Raw genomic sequence first — 22,036 nt, 5'->3', positions numbered from 1 at the left:
ACGATATTTTTATTTTAATACTTAAATACTTTTCCGTTTGCGATTACTTCTTGTCTGCTTTCATCGAAAACTGCTTTTGCACCCGTGCGAACCGCAGCATTGGTCATGATATTGGCAATAGAATGCGAATAACCTGCTTCTACAGGTGCATTTGGTGTTTTACGGCTGCGTACACATTCCATCCAGTTGCGCATGTGGCCAGAGGTTAATGCATCACCGCCCATATTAGCTCCTGTGGCCGCTTTAATTTCGGTTTTACTTAAATCAAATTCAGGCAAAAGGTTGGCTTTCAATCCCATAGCTGCAGCCTCTTTTTCCCTTAAACCGCCTTTTGGCGACACCTTATTGGTCATTAAATTCAGCTCGCCACCATTCGAGTAATAAACCTCACCTACATCACCCACACTATTCTGCATTCTGGAAGTAAAAGTAACCTGGAAGCCATCGTTATTATCTGGCTGACCATAATCGAATACGGCAACCATCGAATCCCAATTTCTACGGCCATCTTTCCAGGTATAAATACCTCCATTTGCCACCACACTCCGTGGATGTTTTAAATTGGTAAACCAATGCACGGTATCAATCTGGTGGCTCATCCATTGCCCGGGCATCCCCGAAGAATAGGGCCAGAATAATCTATATTCTAAATATTTTCTCGGATCAAAAGCCTCGTTCGGACGATTTAACAAAAACCTTTTCCAATCAATATCTTCTTCTTTCAATTTAGCTACTAAATCTGGTCGGCGCCACCTGCCTGGCTGATTTACATTCCACACTAAATCTACAGCAGTGATCGGCCCGAATTTTCCATCCTGTATAAATTTTGCAGCATTGATATAATTTTCTCCACTTCTTCTTTGTGAACCTATTTGCACAATCTGCTTGCTGGCCTTAACAGCTTTAAATGCAGCTTTGGCATCGTCCATGGTTTCGGCAAAAGGCTTTTCTACATAAGCGTCGCAATTGGCCTTTACAGCCTCGATGGTATGAAGTGCGTGCTGAAAATCGGCGGTACTGATAATTACAGCATCAAGATCTTTTGTGGCATAAAGCTCATCATTGTTGCGGCAGACTTTAATATCGTGACCAAATTTTTCTTTTAAATGGGCAATCCCTAAATCTCTGCGGTAGTTCCATAAATCAGAAAGACCGACGATATCGAAATTGAGTTCCTTGTTGTGGTTCAGGAAACAAGGCAAAAGGGTGTCTTTAAAGCGATCAGAAAATCCAACAACACCAACACGTACCCGATCATTTGCACCGATGATGCGTCCATAACTTTTGGGGCTCATGCCCATGGTACCTGCATAGGTTGCTGCAGCAAATACTGCTGATTGTTTAATAAATTTTCTTCTGGAATTTTCCATAGAATAAAACGGTTTAAATAAGGTTAGATAGCTTATGCGTTAAACGATTTATAAGATGTTTAACAGCATCCAAATTAGGACTTTTAGTTTAATAAATGGATGAGCTTTGGTAACAATTTAGAAAGGAAACGGAGGATGTAAGATGGAGAATGGATGAGGTGAAATGGAGAAGGGGTAAAAAAAGAAAGCCCTTTAGAAAAAATCTAAAGGGCTTATATTAGTCTCGTCACCCTGAATTTATTTCAGGGTCTTAATAGCAAGAAGGATGCTGAAATAAATTCAGCATGACGATCGCAATATCAAGTTATTATTAGCCCAAAACCGCTAAACTTTCTTCAATAATTTTGATTTTAGCTTCAGCGTCAGCTTTTTTATTGCGTTCGTTTGCAATAATTTCAGGTTTTGCATTCTGTACAAAACGTTCGTTGCTCAATTTGGCATCAACCGACTTCAAGAAACCCTGCAGATAAACCAAATCAGCATTTAAACGTTCACGCTCAGCTTCTACATCAACATTTTCAGTCAATGGAATAAAGAATTCATCTTTACCTGCCATAAAAGCTGTTGCACCAACAATTTTATCATTTACAATTTCAGCTTCTGATACATTAGCCAGTTTGAAAACGATATTTAGCCATTTTTCGTAATCAAGGTCAGAATTTACCTTAATGCTTAAAGGAAACGCTTCTTTAGGCGAAATCTGTTTCTGGTTCCTTACATTTCTAATTTCGGCTACAACGGTCTTAATTACCTCGGCATCTTTCAATAATTGCTCATCAAAAGTGCCACCTTTCGGAAATTCGGCCACAATACAGCAATCCATTTCGCCACGATCGGCAAACAAATCATCATGCCATAATTCTTCAGTAATAAAAGGCATATTCGGGTGCAGTAATTTGATGATATTTTCGAAGAATGCGATTGTAGCTTTATAACTTTCGGCATCAATAGGCTGTTGATAGGCTGGCTTAACCATTTCTAAATACCAGGCACAGAAATCATCCCAAACCAGTTTGTAAGTGATCATTAATGCTTCTGATAAACGGTATTGTTTAAAGTTGGCTTCAATTTCTACCAAAGCCTCATTAAAACGGTTCTCGAACCAGGATATGGCCTGGATATTCGGGTTTACCAGGTTTTCATCAACCTCCCATCCTTTTACCAAACGGAAAGCATTCCAGATTTTGCTGGCGAAATTACGTCCCTGTTCGCAGTAGCTTTCATCAAACATTAAATCGTTTCCAGCTGGTGAAGACATTAACATCCCCACACGAACCGCATCAGCACCGTATTTTTCAATCAACCCGATCGGGTCTGGTGAGTTACCCAGTGATTTAGACATTTTACGGCCCAATTTATCGCGTACAATACCCGTTAAATACACATTGGTAAATGGTTTTTTGCCCATAAACTCATGTCCGGCCATAATCATACGGGCCACCCAGAAGAATAAAATTTCAGGCGCAGTAACCAGATCATTGGTTGGGTAATAATAGTTGATATCTTTATTTTCAGGATTTTTAAAGCCATCGAAAACTGAAATCGGCCATAACCATGATGAGAACCAAGTATCCATTACATCATCATCCTGCCTCAAAAATGGCTCCAACTGATGTTTGAATCCAGCTTTTTCCGTTTCTGAGCAGCTTTCATCTAAATGTTTTTTCTTCCAGAATTCTTCTAAGGCTTCATCTTTAGTTTTGGCAACTACCCAATTTCCTTTATCATCGTACCAGGCCGGAATTCTTTGTCCCCACCATAATTGGCGGCTGATGTTCCAGTCGCGCACATTTTCCATCCAGTGGCGATAGGTATTTTCAAATTTATTCGGAATCAAGTTTACCTCGCCATTCAGAACGTCGTCCAAAGCTGGCTGCGCCATCTCTTTCATCTTCACAAACCATTGCATGGAAAGTTTAGGTTCGATAGCAGCATCGGTACGTTCAGAAAAACCAACCTGCGATTTGTAGTCCTCTACTTTAGCTAAATGACCAGCTTCTTCCAGCATTTTGGCGATTTTTTTACGGGCAACAAACCGGTCTTCGCCCACTAAAATAACCGCCAGTTCGTTTAAGGTTCCATCATCATTTAAAATATCGGTAACAGGCAAATTGTGCTTAACGCCCAGTTCATAATCGTTCAGATCGTGCGCCGGTGTAACTTTTAAACAGCCTGTACCAAATTCGATATCAACATATTCATCTTCAATAACCGGAATTTCATGGTTAACCAACGGCACGAAAACCTTTTTACCTTTTAAATGCGTAAAGCGCTCATCGTTCGGATTGATACAGATGGCTGCATCGGCCATAATGGTTTCCGGACGCGTTGTAGCTATCGTTAAAAACTGATCTTCCGTTCCAGAAATGAGGTATTTAATATAATATAATTTCTGGTTTACTTCCTTACGGATTACTTCTTCGTCAGAAACTGCGGTTTTACCAGCCGGGTCCCAGTTAACCATACGGATACCCCGGTAAATCCATCCTTTTTTATACAGGTGAATAAACGAATCTATAACCGCTTCAGAAAGATCTTCCTCCATGGTGAAACGGGTACGGTCCCAATCGCAACTTGCACCCAATTTCTTTAGCTGTTCTAAAATAATACCACCGTATTTCTCTTTCCACTCCCAGGCATATTTCAAAAACTCTTCACGCGAAAGATCTTTTTTATTAATCCCCTGCTCTTTTAACATGGCCACAACTTTTGCTTCTGTAGCAATAGAAGCATGGTCAGTTCCAGGTACCCAACAAGCGTTTTTACCTTGCATACGGGCTTTACGGATCAATACATCCTGAATGGTATTATTAAGCATGTGCCCCATGTGCAGTACACCTGTGACGTTTGGCGGCGGAATTACAATGGTGTAAGGTTCGCGTTCATCGGGTTCTGAGTGGAAAAACTTCTTGGATAGCCAATAGCTATACCATTTATCTTCTGTTTCTGCAGGATTGTACTTGGTGGAAATGCTCATGAAAATTGTTATAAAAGCCCAAAAATAGCTAATTCAGGTCAAAGCTGAAAGACCAAAGCAGAAAGATAGAGGCGAAAGGCAGGATGTTCAGCATTATGAAAGTAAAAAGTTATTTTTCATATTTGGGGATGAGCAAATTTAATTGGCATTCTGAACCATTGAGCGATGAAACAGTGATTACCTTAAATTTTAAAAACACCTCAAATGTGCGGCGTTATTTTCAATCGCATTTCGGCGAATGCTGGAAGAACAACAGAATCTTTATGGCCTGGTTTAAAGAAAATATTGGAAAGACTTTAAAAGATGCACTTGAAGAATTCAGAAAAAATCATTTATAAGGCGATTGTTTTTGGAGGAGCGAAGCACCCTAAAGCAGTGAATTTTGCAGTATTGACCTCACTTAGTAGAAAAACCTGATTAATCTAAAACCGGTTCAAATTCTAGGAACACCGAAGAATGGTCATGGCTTTAGGTTAAAGGCACATCAATATTGTTGAGTGCTCACACAGGCTCACCATCATTTAAGATCGGATATGGAACAGGTTCAGACATCATTCAAGATACTAAAAAGTAGTAATACAAAAATATTGATGAATTTTATAAATCTTCAAAAACATCATCCAATGCCAGTTCAAAACCTGGCAATACGGCTGAAGTGATTTTTTCGCTTAGGGTAAATATTTTAGAGGGTTGGAATTTACCCATTTCATCTAGGGTATAAATCAAAACACTTTTATCGCCCTGGCTCACTACCCAGTATTCCTTAACGCCAAACTCTTCGTAAACGCGGTATTTATGAAGCAGTTCCATTTTGGTATTCCCTGGCGATAAAACCTCAACAACTAAATCCGGTGCACCAACACCGCCACGGGCATCAATTTTGCTCCTATCGCAGATTACGCAAATATCTGGCTGTAAAACAGTAAAAACAGCCTCATCATTATGACTTTCTTTTGGAAAACGAACATCGAATGGTGATATATAAACTTTACAAGGTTTCTTTTTTAAAAAACTTCCTAGCTTAAGAAAAATGTTACCAATAATTTCCTGATGAACGCTCGATGGCGCAGGACTCATTTTAAAAACCCTACCTTTAATCAATTCTACCCTTTCAGGAAAAAGCCAGTTTAAATAGCTGGCATAGCTGTAAGTTAATGATGCATCAAGTTCATTGAACTGCCGAACGGGCTCATCATCGTTTAAGATCGGATATGGAACTGGCTCAGACATAATCAAATATACTAATTTTTATAGTATTCCGACTTTCTATTTTTCAATATATCTTACTTACACTTAAGAAATTAAGGACATTAAGTTTTAGGCAATTCCTTAACTATCTTAATTTCTTAATGGTAAAAGTATAAATGTACTAAAACTTCATCTTCTGAATTCTCACCGCATTTAAAATCGCCAGAAGTGCCACACCAACGTCGGCAAAAACAGCCTCCCACATGGTTGCTATTCCTCCCGCACCTAAAATTAAAACAATTGCTTTTACAGCAAATGCCAACACGATATTTTGGATCACTACATTTTTGGTTGCTTTACCTATTTTTACCGCAGTAACAATTTTAGAGGGTTGATCGGTTTGAATAACCACATCAGCTGTTTCAATAGCGGCATCGCTACCCATTGCACCCATTGCAATGCCAATATCGCTAATGGCTAACACTGGTGTATCGTTAATTCCATCGCCAACAAAGGCTACCACATTGCTTTTGTCACTTTTAATTGCTTCCAGTCTGGCAACCTTATCTTCAGGTAATAAGTCCCCAAAATAAGTATCGATTCCTAAACTTGAAGCTACTTTCTTAACGATTGAGGTTTTATCCCCACTTAACATGACCAACTGTTTAATTCCGTTTTCATGGAGCTGTTTGATGGCTTCGGCGGCATCTTCTTTTATTTCATCTGCAATGAGCACATAACCAACATACTTCTGGTCGATAGCAACCACAACAATACTTTCTTCTATGGATGCAATTTTAGGGTCAAAATCAATATTAAATTTCTCCAAAAGCTTAACATTACCTGCTAAAACCTCCTTACCATTAACAAAGCCCTTCAAACCCATCCCGGCAATTTCCTCCATGTTATCGGCAGGATGAATTTCTTTCTGGCCTGCATACGCTACAATAGCCCTCGCAATTGGATGGGTAGATTTGGCTTCTACAGCCGTTAATAAGTTTAAAAAATCTGCTTCATCTATACTGCTTTCTACTTTCTGAACATTAAAAACACCTTTTGTTAAGGTTCCTGTTTTATCCATTACAACGGTGTTCAACTTGGTAATCAAATCAAGGAAATTAGACCCTTTAAAAAGAATGCCATTTGCTGATGCCGCACCGATTCCCCCAAAATAACCCAATGGGATTGAAATCACCAAAGCACATGGGCACGATATAACCAGGAAAACCAACGAACGATACAGCCAGGTTTGGAAGTGATATTCGCTTCCTAAAATTAAAATTGGAAGAGTAACCAGCTCAAGGGCTAAAAAGAAAACGATTGGGGTATATATTTTCGCAAATTTGCGGATAAAAAGTTCGGTTTTGGCTTTGCGTGTAGTGGCATTTTGAACCATTTCCAAAATACGCGACAATGCACTATCTGCAAAGGCTTTAGTAACTTTAACTTCGACCAAGTTATCCAGATTAAGCATCCCGGCCAAAATCGATTCACCTTTATTAATGGTGCGCGGTTTGCTCTCGCCGGTTAAAGCAGCGGTATTAAAACTGCTTCTATCACTGATCAATTCTCCGTCTAAAGGGATTTTTTCACCAGCCTTTACCTGTATCGTTTCGCCAATTTCTACCTTTTCAGGATTAATATCTTCGTATTTTCCATTTCGAAATACATGTGCCACTTCTGCCCGAACATCAAGTAATGCTTTAATATTTCTTTTGGCACGGTTTACCGCAGCCATCTGAAACAACTCGCCAATAGTGTAGAAAAGCATAACCGTTACACCTTCCGGATACTCTCCAATAGCAAAAGCGCCAATGGTAGCGATAGACATCAGAGAGAACTCGGTAAAGAAATCTTTGGCTTTAAATGTTTCCCAAACTTCACGTAAAACCGGAATACCCACTGGTAAATAAGCCACGATATACCAATAAGGGCGAATAACCTGAAATGCCGGAACCTTAAAAAGATTATCAAACGCAATTCCGATCAACAGCATACCCAATGTTACGATGGCTGGCAAATACGTTTTAAAGGCTGATGGATCTCCACCATGGTCGTGGTCATGTTCGTCGCCTTCTTCATGTGCGTGATCATGGCTATGGGTATGTTTTGGTTCGGAATGTACTTTACTGCTGCAACAGCTATCTTCCCTATCGTGTGAATGGCTCATTTATATACTATATTTTTCTTAACACTTCCAAAACCTCAAAGTTTTTGAAAACATACGAGATTTGGATAAGTGTTTCAAATTTATGGAAAATAATATGCTTTATTCCGAATCATTCTTGATAGCAATAATTTTTACAAGTACACAATAAATTTTGTTAAAAAATGTTAATAGTGATATAAAAGATTTAAAATCATGAAATCTATCAAAATTCCTTTTTCAGCATCCAACTTGATCAGGCGGCTTGGCTTAGCAAAAATTTACTACTGGTTTAACAAGTAATATTCTTAATATATAACACCAGTATTAATTAGTATTTCATAAATTTCGCATCATTATTAACTTATTAAGCGAATGAAATACCAAAATTTGAAAAGATGTTTTGCGGCGCTGGGTATAGTCGCTGCTGGCTTTTCTGCAAATGCACAAACAAAAAAATTTATCGACCCTGCCAACATGGATCTATCCGTTAAGCCAGGCGACGATTTCTACACCTATGCGAGTGGCAATTGGATAAAAAACAATCCAGTTCCTGCCAAAGAAACACGCTGGGGTTCATTTAACGAACTTCGCGATTTCAATATCAATGCCGTTAAATCTTTAGTGGAAGATGCAGCTGCCGATAAATCTGCTCCCGCAGGTTCTGTTAAGCGTAGGGTTGGCGATTTTTATTCGGCTGCCATGGATAGCGCAACCATTGAAAAATTGGGCTATACACCAATAAAAGCCGATTTAGCAAAAATTAAGCAAATCAAAAACATTCAGGAAGTGCTGGATCAGGTAGCCTACATGCGAACAAATGGTTTGGGGGGAGGAATGTTTGGTTTGGGCGTTGGCCAAGACCGCAAGAACGTAAACAAATACATGGTGAATATTAGTCAGGGTGGCACAACACTTCCAGACCGTGATTATTACCTGAAAGATGATGCGCGAAGTATTAAGATCCGCGATGCTTACAACACCTACATGGCTACTTTATTTACCTTAACAGGAAGTACCGCAGAAGAAGCCAAACAAAAAGCAGCAACGGTTTACAAAATCGAAAAGCAATTTGCTGAAGCGCAGATGAGCCGTTTAGAAATGCGTGATCCTTACGCCACCTATAACAAGCTTACCGTTGCCGAACTGAACCAAAAAACGCCAGATATTAACTGGAAAACCTATTTACCAAAATTCAAAATCAAAAATCAAGACACTGTTCTGGTTTCATCGCCAAAATTTATGGCAAGCCTGGATGGAATGTTGAAATCGATTCCTGTTGAAGATTGGAAAACCTATTTGGAATGGAACATTTTAAAAGGTTCTGCTTCTAGCTTAAGTTCTCCATTTGTGAAGGCGAGTTTCGCTTTCACACAGGCTCAAACTGGGCAGAAAGTACAAACACCACGTTGGCAACGCATGTCATCTTTAACAGATGGAACTATTGGCGAATTATTAGGTCAGCTTTATGTAGCCAAATACTTTAAGCCAGAAGCTAAAGAACGCATGAACCAGATGATTGTGAACCTGCGTAAAGCATTCGAAATCAGGATTAATGGTTTAGAGTGGATGAGCCCTGAAACCAAACAAAAGGCCTTGGCTAAATTACATGCATTTACACCAAAAGTGGGTTATCCTGAAAAGTGGAAAAACTACGATGGTTTAATGATTAATAAAGATACTTACTTCCAAAATTTGCGCAGTGCAAGTATTTGGGGCTATAACGAAATGATTAGTCAGTTAGGTAAACCTGTTGATCGCAAACGTTTTGGAATGACGCCTCCAACGGTTAATGCTTACTATAGTCCTACGCTAAACGAAATTGTTTTCCCTGCTGGTATTTTACAATTCCCTTTCTTTGATCCAAATGCGGATGATGCTGTTAATTATGGCGGTATAGGTGCTGTAATTGGTCACGAAATGAGCCATGGTTTTGATGACAGCGGAAGTCAGTATGATGCCGCTGGTAACTTAAAAAACTGGTGGACAGCTGAAGACAAAGCTAAATTTGATGCTAAAACCAAAGCTTTGGGTGAACAGTTTGATGCTTATACCGTATTAGATACCATTCATGTAATCGGTAAATTAACCATGGGCGAAAACATTGGCGACTTAGGAGGTTTAAATGCAGCTTATACAGCTTTCAAAATGACCAAACAAGGACAAAGCAACGAGAAAATTGATGGTTTTACACCAGATCAGCGTTTCTTCCTGGCTTGGGCGCAGGTATGGAGAGGTAACATTTTACCTGAAAGTGCGGCTCAATTAATTAAAACAGATCCACATTCGCCAGGTCAGTACCGTACCATTGGTGCACCAGTAAATATGGATGCATGGTATGAAGCTTTTGATGTTAAACCTGGCGATAAGCTATATAAAAAACCAGAAAACAGAATTAGAATGTGGTAGTTTTGAGGTTGAAGGCTGAAAGATGGAGGGTGTAAGGCTTAAGATTTTCTTTCCCCTCAACATTAATTCAATTATTACATCACCCCAATATTACAGGCGTCCCGATTATTTTCGGGACGTTTTTTTTATAGCTGTGCTGTCAGATGTTTCCATCTGACACTTACCAAAAGCATTAATTCAATCTGCCTTGGTTTCATCTTATCACAAACAAAAGCCGTTGACATTGATGATTTTCCCCGTGTAGGATGGTAACATCCAACACCACAGTCATTCTAAGTGCCATAGTCAGTGTCCTCAAGAACCAATAATTTAATTCAATGCTTTACCTAAATCAAAAATTATCCTGCTCCTTTCAGCAATTCCAATTATCGTTCTATCTTTGAAAAAACATAAGTACCCTATCCATGAAAAACCCAATCACCTTTCTCTTTATCTTTGCTTTAACCTTATTTTCCCTCACAGGTTTTGCTCAGGAAAATAATTTGATCAGTCTTGAGAAATTAATTAATAAAACAGATCCTGCATGGCCACTGGTGAAAAAATGGATTGATTCTGCAAAAAACAAGGTGGAAATACTACCCGTTGATTCCACAAAGGCAAAAGAGGTTTTATATCATTCACAAATGACAACCTATGCCACACTTGGTTCGGTAATTTATAATACCGGGGGCATTATGGTTGATAATGGCTGGATTAGAATTTTAGGTTCAGGTAGCGAAAGATTAAGCAGAAATGTAGCCGATTGGAATAAAGGAAAAACCTTAAAAGAATATGGCGACAACATGCCCTATCTTTTAATTGCAGATGATGCTGTAGGCGGTTTTTTTGCCATTAATTACGGTGGTTTAGGCAAAGACATCAAAAACGTGTATTATCTTGAACCAAACACACTGACCTGGCAACCGCTTGGGGCTGGTTATGGTGAATTCCTTGTTTTTTGTTTCGATAGTGATCTCTCTAAATTTTATAAAGGATTACGCTGGAACAGCTGGGATCAGTTTATTGCAAATTTGGATGGCACCAAAACCTATAGTTTCCGCCCGTATTTATGGGAAGAAGGAACAGACATTGATAAATGTACGCGAAAACTTGTTGGGATTGAAGAAATGTACCGTTTTAATATTATGAAGTCGAAAGAGCTTAATGCTGACAAAGGCATTAAAAAAGACGAGACCAAAGCGGAAGAAACAAAAAACGAATAATAAATAGCCATTTATAAAACAATTTGATGTCCAATACAATTGCTACGATCACCCAGATTAAAAATACCAGAGCTTTTGTTCTAGAATTGGTAAAAAACTTAAACACAGCACAATTAAACAAAATCCCCGTAGGTTTTAACAATAACATCATCTGGAACATTGGCCATTTAACAGCTGCACAGCAAAACCTGTGTTATGTAAGATCGGGCATAGCAGTAACGGTTACAGAAGAACATTTTTCGCCATTTTTAAGCGGAACAAAACCAGAAAATTTTATTGAGCAGACAGAGATTGATTCCATTTTTGATACATTCTTAAATAGCATGGATCGTTTAGCCATCGATTATTCGGGTGGTATTTTTCTAAAGTTCGACCCTTGGGATAAGCGTTACGGCATGAAATTAAATTCCATAGAAGATGCCATAAACTTTATCCCTTTTCATGAAGGACTACATATCGGCTACATCATGGCCTTAAAAAAGTTGGTATAGAAAATTGCATTAAAATATTCTACGTTTCAACAGAAAAATTTAAGCGTACCTGGCCTGCGTTTTCTTAGGTAATTTAGCTAAAACCATCGCCCTGGAATCGGCCACCCTTTTTTTTAACTCTTTATCGTTCAACACATCCAAATTTTCAATCTGAATCCATTGCCGCTTTGCCATATGATAGGCCTGCGCAATGCCATCTCGGGCAGCGAGTTCATCAAATTCATCCGGATTGCATTTGATAGAAAAACGGCTACCCTCATCAATAGCGATAATTACATAGATTTTCTCCTCTATCATAAAACACAGATGCTCCCATTTCATACCCTCTGTAGTGCCGGGTAAACTCAAACAATATTCTCTGAAAGATTCGATATCCATTTAAGGTTTAGGGTTTAGGGTTTAGGGTTTAGGGTTTAGGGTTTAGGGTTTAGGGTTTAGGGTTTAGGGTTTAGGGTTTAGGGTCAGACCAAAGCTAAACACAAAAGATTAAAGCTGAAAGAGAAAAAAATCAGAGGTCAGGACTCAGAAGTCCGATGATTAAGTTGGACAGCCGAAAGTATAAGACACAAGTATAAAGACAAATGTGATCTTTGACTAATTAATTTTTACTCATTAAATCCTGGAACCGCACATTGATCTTGAAATCTAAAAATCCTATCAATCCTGTTCCTATATTTGCACCATTACCTTCAAAAACAAAATAGTCCATGCTCATGAATATAATTACGCCTACTGCAGATGGTTCCAATACGCTTTATAACGAAACCATAGGCGAACATTACCATAGCAAACATGGTGCGCTGCAGGAAAGCAAACATGTATTTATTGATGCCGGTTTGAAATTCGCATCCGCGAACCAAGCTGAAATTTCCATTTTGGAAGTCGGTTTTGGTACTGGACTGAACTTTATTTTAAGTTTCGAATATTGTGCGGCAAACAACCTTAACCTTAGCTATACTAGCATTGAGGCCTTTCCGCTTACTACAGATATAATAAAGCAAACAGGTTATGCGGCATATGTTCCTGAAGAAATATGGACTGAGTTTTTTTCAAATTATCAGGAAGCATTAAAAGCACCACAAAAATTAACTCCACATTGCACCTTAGAAATTCCGCATACTACATTGGCCGAATACCGCAGCGATAACCAATTTGACCTGATTTATTACGATGCATTTTCTGTACAGCACCAACCCGAAATGTGGAGTGATGAAATTATTGCACACGCCTGCAGTTTCTTAAAACCCCGTGGTACTTTTGTTACCTACGCCATTACTGGCAAACTAAAAAGGGCTCTTAAAGCCTGTGGATTTACTATCGAAAAATTACCAGGCGCCCCGGGAAAAAGAGAAATGTTGCGTGCAGTTAAGATGGAAGGTTAAAATAATCAGAGGTCTGATGTCCGAAAGTCCGAAGTAAACTTTCCACAAATATCTTTCTTTACGTCTCTGTGATGAAAGCGTATACGCCAAAAGCTGTGCACTTTGTCAAATTCTTGAGTCCTATGCAGTTGAAATAGAACATTTTTCATAAACTCAGACTACTCCCCTAAAACCTACGTCATCTAATTTTGTTAGAAAGGTATTAACATTCATATCATGGAAAAAAGAACCTTAGGAAAAACCGATTTAGATATTGCACCCATCGTATTTGGAGGAAATGTTTTTGGCTGGACGATTGATGAAAAGAAGTCGTTTGAAATATTAGACCAATTTGTAGAAAGTGGTTTCAATTTTATCGATACGGCAGATGTATATTCGCGTTGGGCACCTGGCAATAGTGGTGGCGAATCGGAAACGATCATTGGTAACTGGCTAAAAAAACACAACAGGCGTCACAACATTATTATCGCAACCAAAGTAGGTTCAGATATGGGGCAAGGCAAATCGTTGAAGAGAGATTACATCATCAACGAAGTAGAACATTCTTTATTGCGCTTGCAAACCGATTATATCGATCTTTACTTTTCTCACTTTGATGACGAAAGCACCCCTGTTGAAGAAACCCTAAGTGCTTACGAAACTTTAATCAAGGCTGGTAAAGTCCGTTGGATCGGAGCATCGAATTTTTCCGCCGATCGACTTAAAGAATCGTTGATTTATTCCACCAAAAATAGTTTACCGCGTTACGAAGTTTACCAACCGGGGTACAACCTTTACGATAGAGCAGACTTTGAGCGGGAACACGAAAAAATCTGCCAGGAATATGGCTTGGGCGTTGTGGTTTATTATTCGCTGGCCAGCGGTTTCTTAACAGGGAAATACCGCAGCGAAAATGATCTGAACAAAAGCCAGCGTGGCGGAGGCGTTAAAAAATTCCTGAACGAACGTGGCTTTAAAATTTTAGCAGCACTGGATCAGGTTGCAGAGCAGCACCGTGTTGAACCAGCTTCTGTAGCCCTGGCCTGGTTAATTCATCACCCATCAATTACGGCTCCGATTGCAAGCGTTACCGATTTAAATCAATTAAAATCGTTTACTGAAGCCGCTAATTTAAAATTATCAGCAGAAGATATTTCTCTTTTAGATAAAGCGAGCAGCTATTAAAATAATCTCTTATATTTAAATGCCCGATTAATGAAACAATTAATCGGGCATTTTGTATTAAACAGGATTTTTAAAATATATGAAAGACAAACTATCTTTTCTACCCAAACTGGCACTGGTTCTTTTCTGTTTAATCAGTTTAACATACATTGCCATTTTAGGCCACTCTTTGCTGGCTCCCCTGCTTTTTTCTTTTTTAATGGCGATTTTATTATTACCTGTAGGTAATTTTCTAGAGCACAGATTAAAATTTAAAAGGAGTTTATCAACCTTGCTATCAGTTATTCTCATGATTGCTGTTATTGGAGGTATTGTATACTTTTTTGGCAATCAACTAAGCGATTTGTGGGCAGATTGGCCCTTACTTAAAGAGAAAGCAAATGTTTCATACCATGAACTCCAAAAATGGATTTCGCATACTTTCGGTATAAATTCTCAGAAACAACTCAGTTATTTAAACGATAGTACAGAAAAAGCTTTAGCTACCAGTGCTGCAATTGTGGCTACAACCCTATCTACCCTATCCTCTACACTATTATTTTTAGGTTTCACCCTACTATTCACTTTTTTTATTTTAAACTACCGTAGAGTTTTATTTACTTTTTTAACTTCTGTTTTTAGTGAAGAGCACAAAGAAAAAGTTTCAGAAATTGTGAGCCAGATCCAGTATATCATTAAAAAATATATCATAGGTTTGTTTTTACAAATGCTCATTGTTACGGTGTTAATGATTACGGTACTGAGTTTATTGGGTGTTAAATATGCGGTTCTGTTGGGCCTGGTGGCAGGTATTTTTAATGTAGTTCCATATCTGGGCATATTCTTCGCATTGTTGGTAAGCTGCTTGATTACTTTTGCTACGGCAGGTGCTGGTAAAGTGCTGCTGGTGCTTATTGCCTTTGTTGGTGTACATGCCATAGACGGTAATGTACTGATGCCATTAGTAGTGGGCTCAAAAGTAAAAATAAATGCTTTATTTGCCTTTATCGGCATTGTGGTTGGCGAGATGATCTGGGGCATTTCAGGCATGTTTTTATGTATTCCTTATCTGGCCATCTTAAAAATAATTTTCGATAGAGTAGACAGCCTAAAACCATGGGGCATATTAATGGGTGAAGAACATAAACCCGATAAAAAGAAACGCGTTTACCGGATTACAAAAAAGATTAAATTAGAAGAAAAAGATTAAAATGGCCGAAAACAGATCGCCACATATTTTAAGCACCTCTGCTAATCTCTTAGGGATCTGCTTCATTGTGCTTACCTCTTTAAAAAAGCTGGCACTTACCGATGGTTCGCTAATTGACGAATTTGCCGTGGCTGCTGTAATGTTTTTTATGACCAGCTGTATCTTATCTTTTATTTCGATGAGAAGACAAAGAATGACAAGCCTGCGGTTGGAAAAAGCAGCCGATTTCATCTTTTTATCAGGGCTGTTGGTACTGTTTATTGCTACGATTTTAATTGCATTTAATTTAATAAAGTAAATTAGTTCCTTAAATGAAACCTTTATTTGTACTCGTAATCGTTTATGTTGCGCTATTGGCATTTGGCACCCACACCACCTTTGATAAAGGAAATATTTTTGCAGGTAATATGGCTATGGCTGCGATGCTGCTTTTTACTGCTATTGGCCATTTCAAATTTAAAACCAGTATGGCTGCCATGGTTCCATTATTCATCCCTAAAAAAGTAGAACTTGTACTTTTAACAGGAGTTATGGAAATCTTATTTGCAATCGGACTGGCGATACCAGGCACCAGGCATTTCACCGGAATAGCGCTGATTATTTTCTATATAGTCATTCTACCAGCAAATATCTACGCAGCCAAGAACCGCATCAATTACGAAGATTTGTATAAGCCAGGTCCGGGGCCAAAATATTTATGGTTCAGAATTCCTTTTCAGCTTTTCTTAATCGTTTGGGTTTGGTACTTTAGCATTCGATAAATTTAGTTCAACATAAAACATGCCTAATCATCCAATTCCTGCAAGCGCCAATAATCCAGCTGATGCCTTTACACGTTTACTTACAGTTTTAGATACACTGCGTACGCAATGCCCATGGGATAAAAAACAGACCATGGAAACACTGCGTCATTTAACCATAGAAGAAACTTATGAGTTAAGTGATGCCATTTTAGATGGCGATTTAAACGAAATTAAAAAGGAGCTTGGTGATGTAATGATGCATCTGGTTTTTTATTCCAGAATTGCTTCCGAAACCAACGATTTTAACATTACCGATGTTCTAAATGGCGTTTGCGATAAACTTGTAAACCGGCACCCACATATTTATGGTGATGTTGAGGTGGAAAACGAAGAAGACGTTAAGCGAAACTGGGAACAGATTAAACTAAAAGAAGGCAACAAATCGGTGTTGGCTGGTGTTCCATCGTCACTCCCCGCTTTGGTTAAAGCTGCCCGAATCCAGGAAAAAGCCCGTGGAGTTGGCTTTGATTGGGAAGATAAAAATCAAGTATGGGAAAAAGTTGAGGAAGAACTGCAAGAGTTTAAAACAGAATTCAATGTTGCCGACAATACTGCCATTGATATAGAAAAAGCAGAATCAGAATTTGGTGATGTCCTTTTCTCGTTGATCAATTATGCACGTTTCATCAACATCAATCCTGAAAATGCCCTAGAAAAAACCAATAAAAAATTCATCAAACGTTTTCAATACCTCGAAACCAAAGCAAAAGAAAACGGAAAAGCTTTGGCCGATATGACGCTTGCAGAAATGGATGTGTATTGGAACGAAGCAAAGAAATTATAGCCAAAAGGAGTATAATCTTATTCATAAAATTCCCCATCCACATAATACCATCGCCCATCTTCTAACCTGAAGTTAGATTTTTCATGCAATATTTCAGTTTGGAACTTCTTATTCAGATAATAGGCCTTGAACTCGACAGTATCAAAATCTGAAAAAACAATTTCGAGTTTTAGCCATTTGGTATTTTTTGCACTGCTTAAATAACCACGTTTGGAATGGTTCTTTCTTTTACTGATGTGTGTGGTTTCATAAAGATAATCTGCATCAGCTACTACAAAAGCCGAATATCGCGAACGCATTAAAGCTTCGGCTGTTGGTGCTGTTTTTGTTTTGAAATGATAGGGTTGGCAACAAAGCTGAAAAGTTATTCCACTTCCACAGGGACAGTTTATTAAATCCATGATTAAAATTTACAGCACAAAAGTATGATTTAATATTCCCGCTGCTAAAATTTCCGTAAAATTGCAGCAGAATAATGAGGTATTTTTTTCACATTGCCTATCAAGGCCAGTACTTTAGTGGGTGGCAAAAACAACCCGGAGTTAAAAGCGTTCAGGAAGTTATAGAGCAAACGCTGTCGAAGATTTTAAAATCGCCAACTGCCATTAACGGGTGTGGACGCACCGATGCGCAAGTACATGCCAGTCAATTTTTTTTTCATGCCGATATTGAAAGGGAGATTGATTTCGATCTGCTTTTCATTTTAAATAAAGCTTTACCCTATAATATTGCGGTATTCGACATTATTAAAATGGAAGGTAAACCACATGCCCGTTTTGATGCCGTACAGCGTAAATATGATTATTTTCTCCATACCTATAAAGATCCTTTTTTAAGCACCCAAAGTTCCTTTTATCTATTAAACCACTTAGATTTTGATAAAATGAAGGCGGTAGTAAAATTATTACCTCAATATAAAGATTACAGGGCTTTTTGTACGCACCCCGATAAATATGAACATACCTTATGCAATGTAATGGAAGCAGATTTATTTGTAAACGCAAAGGGCGACAGGTTAAGGTTTCATATTGCCAGCAACCGCTTTTTGGGCAAAATGATCCGCTTAATTATGGGCAAAATTTTAATGGTTGGCAAGGGAGAACTCAGTTTTGATGAATTCGAAAGCGAACTGATTACCCTTAAACCTTCAAAAATATCATTACCTGCACATCCTACTGGCTTATACCTTTCAAAAGTCACTTATCCGTATTTAAACCTCGAACCACGACCAGAATTTATCCACAGTACCCAAGGTATAGAGTGGATTTCGATTTAACTGTAGCGTTTTCATTTTCAACTTCGTTTAAGGAGTATGAAAGTCCAAATCTGTATTTTCCTCTTCATCCTGATTTTAGCTTTGGGCTGTAATAAATCCACAAACGTAGATGTTTTACTGGATGGTAATTACGCAGGTGTTTTGGTAATCACCAATAGTGATAAATCTGTACCCGAAACCCGGCCAATTTCTATTTCATTACGGAATGGAAAATTCAATATTACGCCAGGCGCAAATGCTAACTTAAAACCACTAAGCGGGAAAGGATCCTATACTTTCAAAAATCGTATTGGTTATTTTGAGGATGAAGGTGCCTGGACGGCAGATTTTGATTGGAATATGATTTTAAATGGCGAATACGATATTAGAAGCAGCGGTGTGGATTTAACCCTGAGAAAAAGGTTCAATAAAAAAGCAGACTTTTCTCCTGCTACCTACGCTACCATAGATTATGAATATATTTTAAAAAGAAGCAATTAGCTTGGTATAGATTATGTTTTTAAATTAATCAGCATCCAAACCTTATCCTCAGCCTTTAGAAGCATGATATTACACAAGTTGAAGGTTGACAAACAAGAGCTTAGTTTAGGTTGCTTGGGCATCGGGAACTGATCTGACCGGTGCCCCAAGTTTTTTATTTAAACCTGATGGCCTTAAGCGGAGAAACCTTGCTGATCAATAACGAAGGAATAACCAAAACGGTTAAACATACCACAACCGTAACAATATTTAGCAGCAATACATCAATAAAATGAAATTCTATAGGTGCATAAGCTAAAAAGTACGACGCCTGATTAAGTTTAAAAATGTGCGTAGACTGCTGTAAGAAACCAAGCCCCAAGCCCAGAATATTACCAAGTAACAAGCCGATGCCAATTAAATAAGCAGCATTGTAAAGGAAAATTTTCATAATGCTCCAGTTGCTGGCCCCAAAAGATTTTAGCATCCCGATCATATTAGTTTTTTCCAGAATCATAATTAACAATGCCGTAATCATATTAATTACACCTACGATGAGCATCAGGATTAATAATACTTTGGTATTGACATCTAGAAGGCCTAACCAGGTAAAAATATTAGGAAAATTTTCTTCAATGGAATAGGAGCGTAAATTACGTGGGAGATTTTCATAAATGTTATCAGAAATGGGTTTAAGCCGCTTAAAATCCTTAATCCTGATTTCTATACCACCAATTTCATTAGCTTTCCAGTTATTTAGGCGTTTAATTATATTCAGGTTGCCCAGCACAAAACCCTTATCAATATCTTCTACACCAATATCGTAAATACCTACAATTTTAAATTTACGCGGACGCAACTGGTTTTGAACAAAGTACATGATAAAATCATCACCGGTTTTAAGTTTTAATCGATTGGCCGTATATTTTGAGATCAGCAGTTCTTGCATGGCTGCTGTACTATCAGAAAAATCGATGATGGTACCGCTGATAATATGCTGTTTAATGTAATCCCATTTGTAGCTTTTATCTATTCCCTTAAAATTAATGCCCTCAATTTCATTATTGGCTGATAGAATAGCAGGTTTTGTAGCAAAAGGATAATAATATTCAATATCGCGATTGTTTTTGAGCATCTTTTCCGTTTCTGCATCAGGTACGAAGGGCGAATGCTCGAATGAATTGTTCAGATCGTAACGGGTAATCTGTATATCGCCTAAATATCCCCTTACCTTATCTTGGATTTCAGTTTTAAAGCCTTTAATAATGGCTATAGAAAGAATCATAACAGCCAGACTCAGCATCACGCCTGCTATTGCAATGCGGACAATGAGTTTTGAAAAAGTACGTTCAGATTTAATGGCTATCCGCCCTGCTATGAAATATTCGAAATTCAATTTAATCAGTTTGTATTAACAAAAATGCTCAATTCCTTTTTAAAAATGGCATTTTTGAAAATAAATAACCAACTTTAAACATCAATCATTAACTTATCACGAGAAACACCAATAGCATAAATGAAATATGCTGTAAATTGTTTTATTATAATACCGGAAGATTAGCATATACTACAATGAAAAATTATATCAGCTTTGCTTTAACCAGTTTAATTGCATTATCGGCCTGTGGCCAGCCCAAGCCAAAAGAACAGGAGGTTTTGGGCAAGAAAAGCCCTGAGCATAAAAAACTGATGATTAAGACCGTTAAACTACCAACAACGATTAAAACCGGTGCAGAACAAACCGAAAAGTATCTGCCACTATTAAAAGGTAAACGTGTGGGCATGGTGGTTAATCCTACATCAATCATTGGTGCGCAAACATCGGTTGATAGCCTGTTACAAAGAGGTGTGCAAATCCAGAAGATATTTGGTCCTGAGCATGGTTTTAGAGGAAATGCCAGCGCTGGCGTCACCGTTAAAGATGATGTTGATACTAAAACCGGCATAAAAGCCATCTCACTTTATGGCAAACACAGTACGCCAACAGCTGAAGATTTAGCCGATATTGATATTATGGTATTCGATATTCAGGATGTGGGTGTCCGTTTTTATACCTATATCAACACGCTGCAACATGTTATGGAAGCCTGTGCCGCTAACAATAAAATGTTATTAATCTTAGACCGTCCAAATCCAAATGGTTATTTAATCGACGGACCGATTTTAGATCCAAAATTTAAATCGGGCATTGGGGTGCAGCCAATACCCATTGCACATGGTTTAACGGTTGGCGAATATGCGCAAATGTTAAATGGTGAAGGCTGGTTGAAAGATAGGGTGAAATGTAAAATAACCATCATCAAAAATGCCAATTACGACCATAACATGGAATATACTTTACCGGTTAAACCCTCGCCTAACTTAAATACACAGCAATCTATTTTACTTTACCCATCTACCTGTTTATTTGAGGGCACTTATTTAAACCATGGCCGTGGAACCATGTTTCCTTTTACTATTGTTGGAGCGCCTTACCTTAAAGGTAAATTCGACTTTAGTTTCACGCCAAAAAGTATAAAAGGAATGTCTGAAACACCATTGTTTCAGGATCAGGTTTGTTATGGTTTAGATTTAAGAACTTATGATACAGCGGAGCTACGCAAAAGAAAACAGATCAATTTATCGTGGTTAATTTCATTATATCAGGCATCGCCAAAAAAAGAAGACTTTTTTAACACTAAACTGAGCAAAGAGATGGGCGTTATTGAAAGATTAGTTGGTGTTGCAGATTTCAGGCAGCAGGTAATTGACGGTAGAAGCGAAGCAGAAATCAGAGCCAGTTGGGAACCAGGCTTGAGTGCTTACAAAACGATGCGGAAGAAATATTTGCTTTACAATTAATTATTGAATGAGAGAATAATTGAGTTGCATTTGCAATTATTTTCAAACTTAACCGGTAACGGTTTGTTATGATTTGTAATTGATAAGCGTTGTGCCATTCAATCATTCAAAATTCATTAAATTATTACATCATGAGCGGTCCAAAAGTTAAAAGTGATAAACCCGGAAGTAATTACGAGAAAGAAGTACCAAAGGGTAGAGAACCTGTTGACCACAAAACAGTGAGAAAAGAAAACGACAGTACGCCCAATAAGCCAGTTCGGACAAATAATCCGGCTAAACAGCGTGAAAACGAAGAGCAGCCGGTACACCCGATCAAGAAAGCTCCTAAAGCATAAATAATCGTTCAGATTGC

General features: G+C 38.2%; 21 protein-coding genes. 14 read left to right on the top strand and 7 right to left on the bottom strand.

The features are described from left to right. Positions 1-14 precede the first annotated feature (14 nt). Positions 15-1,370, bottom strand: a complete 1,356-nt coding sequence (locus OQX63_RS18595) for a Gfo/Idh/MocA family protein (RefSeq protein ID WP_265852317.1) — start codon at positions 1,368-1,370, stop codon at positions 15-17. Positions 1,371-1,680: 310 nt separating this feature from the next. Further along, positions 1,681-4,347, bottom strand: a complete 2,667-nt coding sequence (locus OQX63_RS18590; protein ID WP_265852316.1) for a valine--tRNA ligase — start codon at positions 4,345-4,347, stop codon at positions 1,681-1,683. A gap of 128 nt (positions 4,348-4,475) precedes the next feature. On the opposite strand from OQX63_RS18590, the gene OQX63_RS18585 reads away from it, so the two are divergent. Then, positions 4,476-4,685 carry a DUF6434 domain-containing protein gene (locus OQX63_RS18585; RefSeq protein ID WP_265852315.1) on the top strand — a complete coding sequence of 70 codons (210 nt, stop codon included), beginning with the start codon at positions 4,476-4,478 and terminating at the stop codon, positions 4,683-4,685. Positions 4,686-4,944: 259 nt separating this feature from the next. On the opposite strand, the gene OQX63_RS18580 is transcribed toward OQX63_RS18585, so the two are convergent. Together OQX63_RS18580 and OQX63_RS18575 are read right to left on the bottom strand one after the other, a co-directional pair. Then, positions 4,945-5,577: a Uma2 family endonuclease gene (locus OQX63_RS18580; protein WP_265852314.1), complete on the bottom strand. Its 633-nt coding sequence runs from the start codon at positions 5,575-5,577 to the stop codon at positions 4,945-4,947. A 139-nt stretch (positions 5,578-5,716) separates the two neighbouring features. Beyond that, on the bottom strand, positions 5,717-7,705 hold the full coding sequence (locus tag OQX63_RS18575) for a heavy metal translocating P-type ATPase (RefSeq protein WP_322974486.1): 1,989 nt from the start codon (positions 7,703-7,705) through the stop codon (positions 5,717-5,719). Between the two features lie 351 nt (positions 7,706-8,056). Between OQX63_RS18575 and OQX63_RS18570 the strand changes: the two genes are divergently transcribed. The 3 genes from OQX63_RS18570 (at position 8,057) to OQX63_RS18560 (ending at position 11,783) form a co-directional block, all read left to right on the top strand. Continuing rightward, the gene (locus tag OQX63_RS18570; protein WP_265852313.1) at positions 8,057-10,090 is read left to right on the top strand and encodes a M13 family metallopeptidase; all 2,034 of its coding nucleotides are present in this window, start codon (positions 8,057-8,059) and stop codon (positions 10,088-10,090) included. A 404-nt stretch (positions 10,091-10,494) separates the two neighbouring features. Further along, complete coding sequence (locus OQX63_RS18565) at positions 10,495-11,292, top strand: DUF2625 domain-containing protein (protein WP_265852312.1); 798 nt, start codon at positions 10,495-10,497, stop codon at positions 11,290-11,292. A 26-nt stretch (positions 11,293-11,318) separates the two neighbouring features. After that, the gene (locus OQX63_RS18560; protein ID WP_265852311.1) at positions 11,319-11,783 is read left to right on the top strand and encodes a DinB family protein; all 465 of its coding nucleotides are present in this window, start codon (positions 11,319-11,321) and stop codon (positions 11,781-11,783) included. Between the two features lie 39 nt (positions 11,784-11,822). Here the strand turns inward: OQX63_RS18560 and OQX63_RS18555 are convergent, their stop codons facing one another. Beyond that, on the bottom strand, positions 11,823-12,161 hold the full coding sequence (locus OQX63_RS18555) for an MmcQ/YjbR family DNA-binding protein (protein ID WP_265852310.1): 339 nt from the start codon (positions 12,159-12,161) through the stop codon (positions 11,823-11,825). Between the two features lie 335 nt (positions 12,162-12,496). On the opposite strand from OQX63_RS18555, the gene mnmD reads away from it, so the two are divergent. The 6 genes from mnmD to mazG all read left to right on the top strand — a co-directional run bounded on the left by mnmD (position 12,497) and on the right by mazG (position 17,105). Next, positions 12,497-13,165: a tRNA (5-methylaminomethyl-2-thiouridine)(34)-methyltransferase MnmD gene (gene mnmD, locus OQX63_RS18550; RefSeq protein WP_265852309.1), complete on the top strand. Its 669-nt coding sequence runs from the start codon at positions 12,497-12,499 to the stop codon at positions 13,163-13,165. Between the two features lie 216 nt (positions 13,166-13,381). Then, positions 13,382-14,329: an aldo/keto reductase gene (locus OQX63_RS18545; RefSeq protein ID WP_265852308.1), complete on the top strand. Its 948-nt coding sequence runs from the start codon at positions 13,382-13,384 to the stop codon at positions 14,327-14,329. Between the two features lie 79 nt (positions 14,330-14,408). After that, the gene (locus OQX63_RS18540; RefSeq protein ID WP_265852307.1) at positions 14,409-15,518 is read left to right on the top strand and encodes an AI-2E family transporter; all 1,110 of its coding nucleotides are present in this window, start codon (positions 14,409-14,411) and stop codon (positions 15,516-15,518) included. A 1-nt stretch (position 15,519) separates the two neighbouring features. Beyond that, positions 15,520-15,816: a hypothetical protein gene (locus tag OQX63_RS18535; protein ID WP_265852306.1), complete on the top strand. Its 297-nt coding sequence runs from the start codon at positions 15,520-15,522 to the stop codon at positions 15,814-15,816. Between the two features lie 13 nt (positions 15,817-15,829). Beyond that, positions 15,830-16,279: a hypothetical protein gene (locus OQX63_RS18530; protein ID WP_265852305.1), complete on the top strand. Its 450-nt coding sequence runs from the start codon at positions 15,830-15,832 to the stop codon at positions 16,277-16,279. A 19-nt stretch (positions 16,280-16,298) separates the two neighbouring features. Next, positions 16,299-17,105, top strand: coding sequence for a nucleoside triphosphate pyrophosphohydrolase (gene mazG, locus OQX63_RS18525; RefSeq protein WP_265852304.1), 807 nt, complete (start codon positions 16,299-16,301; stop codon positions 17,103-17,105). A gap of 17 nt (positions 17,106-17,122) precedes the next feature. Here mazG and OQX63_RS18520 read toward each other — a convergent pair whose 3' ends face one another. Then, positions 17,123-17,506 carry a YchJ family protein gene (locus OQX63_RS18520; protein ID WP_265852303.1) on the bottom strand — a complete coding sequence of 128 codons (384 nt, stop codon included), beginning with the start codon at positions 17,504-17,506 and terminating at the stop codon, positions 17,123-17,125. Between the two features lie 74 nt (positions 17,507-17,580). On the opposite strand from OQX63_RS18520, the gene OQX63_RS18515 reads away from it, so the two are divergent. Next, positions 17,581-18,381, top strand: coding sequence for a tRNA pseudouridine synthase A (locus OQX63_RS18515; protein WP_265852302.1), 801 nt, complete (start codon positions 17,581-17,583; stop codon positions 18,379-18,381). Positions 18,382-18,417: 36 nt separating this feature from the next. Further along, positions 18,418-18,861, top strand: a complete 444-nt coding sequence (locus OQX63_RS18510) for a hypothetical protein (RefSeq protein ID WP_265852301.1) — start codon at positions 18,418-18,420, stop codon at positions 18,859-18,861. Between the two features lie 154 nt (positions 18,862-19,015). Here the strand turns inward: OQX63_RS18510 and OQX63_RS18505 are convergent, their stop codons facing one another. Next, a complete protein-coding gene (locus OQX63_RS18505; protein WP_265852300.1) occupies positions 19,016-20,236 on the bottom strand; it encodes an ABC transporter permease in 1,221 nt (406 codons plus the stop codon). A 176-nt stretch (positions 20,237-20,412) separates the two neighbouring features. Here OQX63_RS18505 and OQX63_RS18500 point away from each other — a divergent pair, with 176 nt between their 5' ends. Both OQX63_RS18500 and OQX63_RS18495 read left to right on the top strand, forming a co-directional pair. Continuing rightward, positions 20,413-21,681 (top strand): DUF1343 domain-containing protein, encoded by a 1,269-nt coding sequence (locus tag OQX63_RS18500; RefSeq protein ID WP_322974484.1) that lies wholly within the window; start codon positions 20,413-20,415, stop codon positions 21,679-21,681. A 131-nt stretch (positions 21,682-21,812) separates the two neighbouring features. Next, positions 21,813-22,019 (top strand): hypothetical protein, encoded by a 207-nt coding sequence (locus OQX63_RS18495; protein WP_090500192.1) that lies wholly within the window; start codon positions 21,813-21,815, stop codon positions 22,017-22,019. Positions 22,020-22,036 lie beyond the last annotated feature (17 nt).

The sequence above is a fragment of the Pedobacter sp. PF22-3 genome, assembly GCF_026239555.1.
Classification (GTDB): Bacteria; Bacteroidota; Bacteroidia; order Sphingobacteriales; family Sphingobacteriaceae; genus Pedobacter.
Note: the sequence above shows the minus strand (reverse complement) of the source record. Positions and strands in the feature narration are given on the sequence as shown.

Bases quoted from the DNA above. Each gene is read 5' to 3' on its own strand.
- OQX63_RS18595 (WP_265852317.1), bottom strand. From the start codon at position 1,370: ATGGAAAATTCCAGAAGAAAATTTATTAAACAATCAGCAGTATTTGCT.
- OQX63_RS18590 (WP_265852316.1), bottom strand. From the start codon at position 4,347: ATGAGCATTTCCACCAAGTACAATCCTGCAGAAACAGAAGATAAATGG.
- OQX63_RS18585 (WP_265852315.1), top strand. From the start codon at position 4,476: ATGAGCAAATTTAATTGGCATTCTGAACCATTGAGCGATGAAACAGTG.
- OQX63_RS18580 (WP_265852314.1), bottom strand. From the start codon at position 5,577: ATGTCTGAGCCAGTTCCATATCCGATCTTAAACGATGATGAGCCCGTT.
- OQX63_RS18575 (WP_322974486.1), bottom strand. From the start codon at position 7,705: ATGAGCCATTCACACGATAGGGAAGATAGCTGTTGCAGCAGTAAAGTA.
- OQX63_RS18570 (WP_265852313.1), top strand. From the start codon at position 8,057: ATGAAATACCAAAATTTGAAAAGATGTTTTGCGGCGCTGGGTATAGTC.
- OQX63_RS18565 (WP_265852312.1), top strand. From the start codon at position 10,495: ATGAAAAACCCAATCACCTTTCTCTTTATCTTTGCTTTAACCTTATTT.
- OQX63_RS18560 (WP_265852311.1), top strand. From the start codon at position 11,319: ATGTCCAATACAATTGCTACGATCACCCAGATTAAAAATACCAGAGCT.
- OQX63_RS18555 (WP_265852310.1), bottom strand. From the start codon at position 12,161: ATGGATATCGAATCTTTCAGAGAATATTGTTTGAGTTTACCCGGCACT.
- mnmD (WP_265852309.1), top strand. From the start codon at position 12,497: ATGAATATAATTACGCCTACTGCAGATGGTTCCAATACGCTTTATAAC.
- OQX63_RS18545 (WP_265852308.1), top strand. From the start codon at position 13,382: ATGGAAAAAAGAACCTTAGGAAAAACCGATTTAGATATTGCACCCATC.
- OQX63_RS18540 (WP_265852307.1), top strand. From the start codon at position 14,409: ATGAAAGACAAACTATCTTTTCTACCCAAACTGGCACTGGTTCTTTTC.
- OQX63_RS18535 (WP_265852306.1), top strand. From the start codon at position 15,520: ATGGCCGAAAACAGATCGCCACATATTTTAAGCACCTCTGCTAATCTC.
- OQX63_RS18530 (WP_265852305.1), top strand. From the start codon at position 15,830: ATGAAACCTTTATTTGTACTCGTAATCGTTTATGTTGCGCTATTGGCA.
- mazG (WP_265852304.1), top strand. From the start codon at position 16,299: ATGCCTAATCATCCAATTCCTGCAAGCGCCAATAATCCAGCTGATGCC.
- OQX63_RS18520 (WP_265852303.1), bottom strand. From the start codon at position 17,506: ATGGATTTAATAAACTGTCCCTGTGGAAGTGGAATAACTTTTCAGCTT.
- OQX63_RS18515 (WP_265852302.1), top strand. From the start codon at position 17,581: ATGAGGTATTTTTTTCACATTGCCTATCAAGGCCAGTACTTTAGTGGG.
- OQX63_RS18510 (WP_265852301.1), top strand. From the start codon at position 18,418: ATGAAAGTCCAAATCTGTATTTTCCTCTTCATCCTGATTTTAGCTTTG.
- OQX63_RS18500 (WP_322974484.1), top strand. From the start codon at position 20,413: ATGAAAAATTATATCAGCTTTGCTTTAACCAGTTTAATTGCATTATCG.
- OQX63_RS18495 (WP_090500192.1), top strand. From the start codon at position 21,813: ATGAGCGGTCCAAAAGTTAAAAGTGATAAACCCGGAAGTAATTACGAG.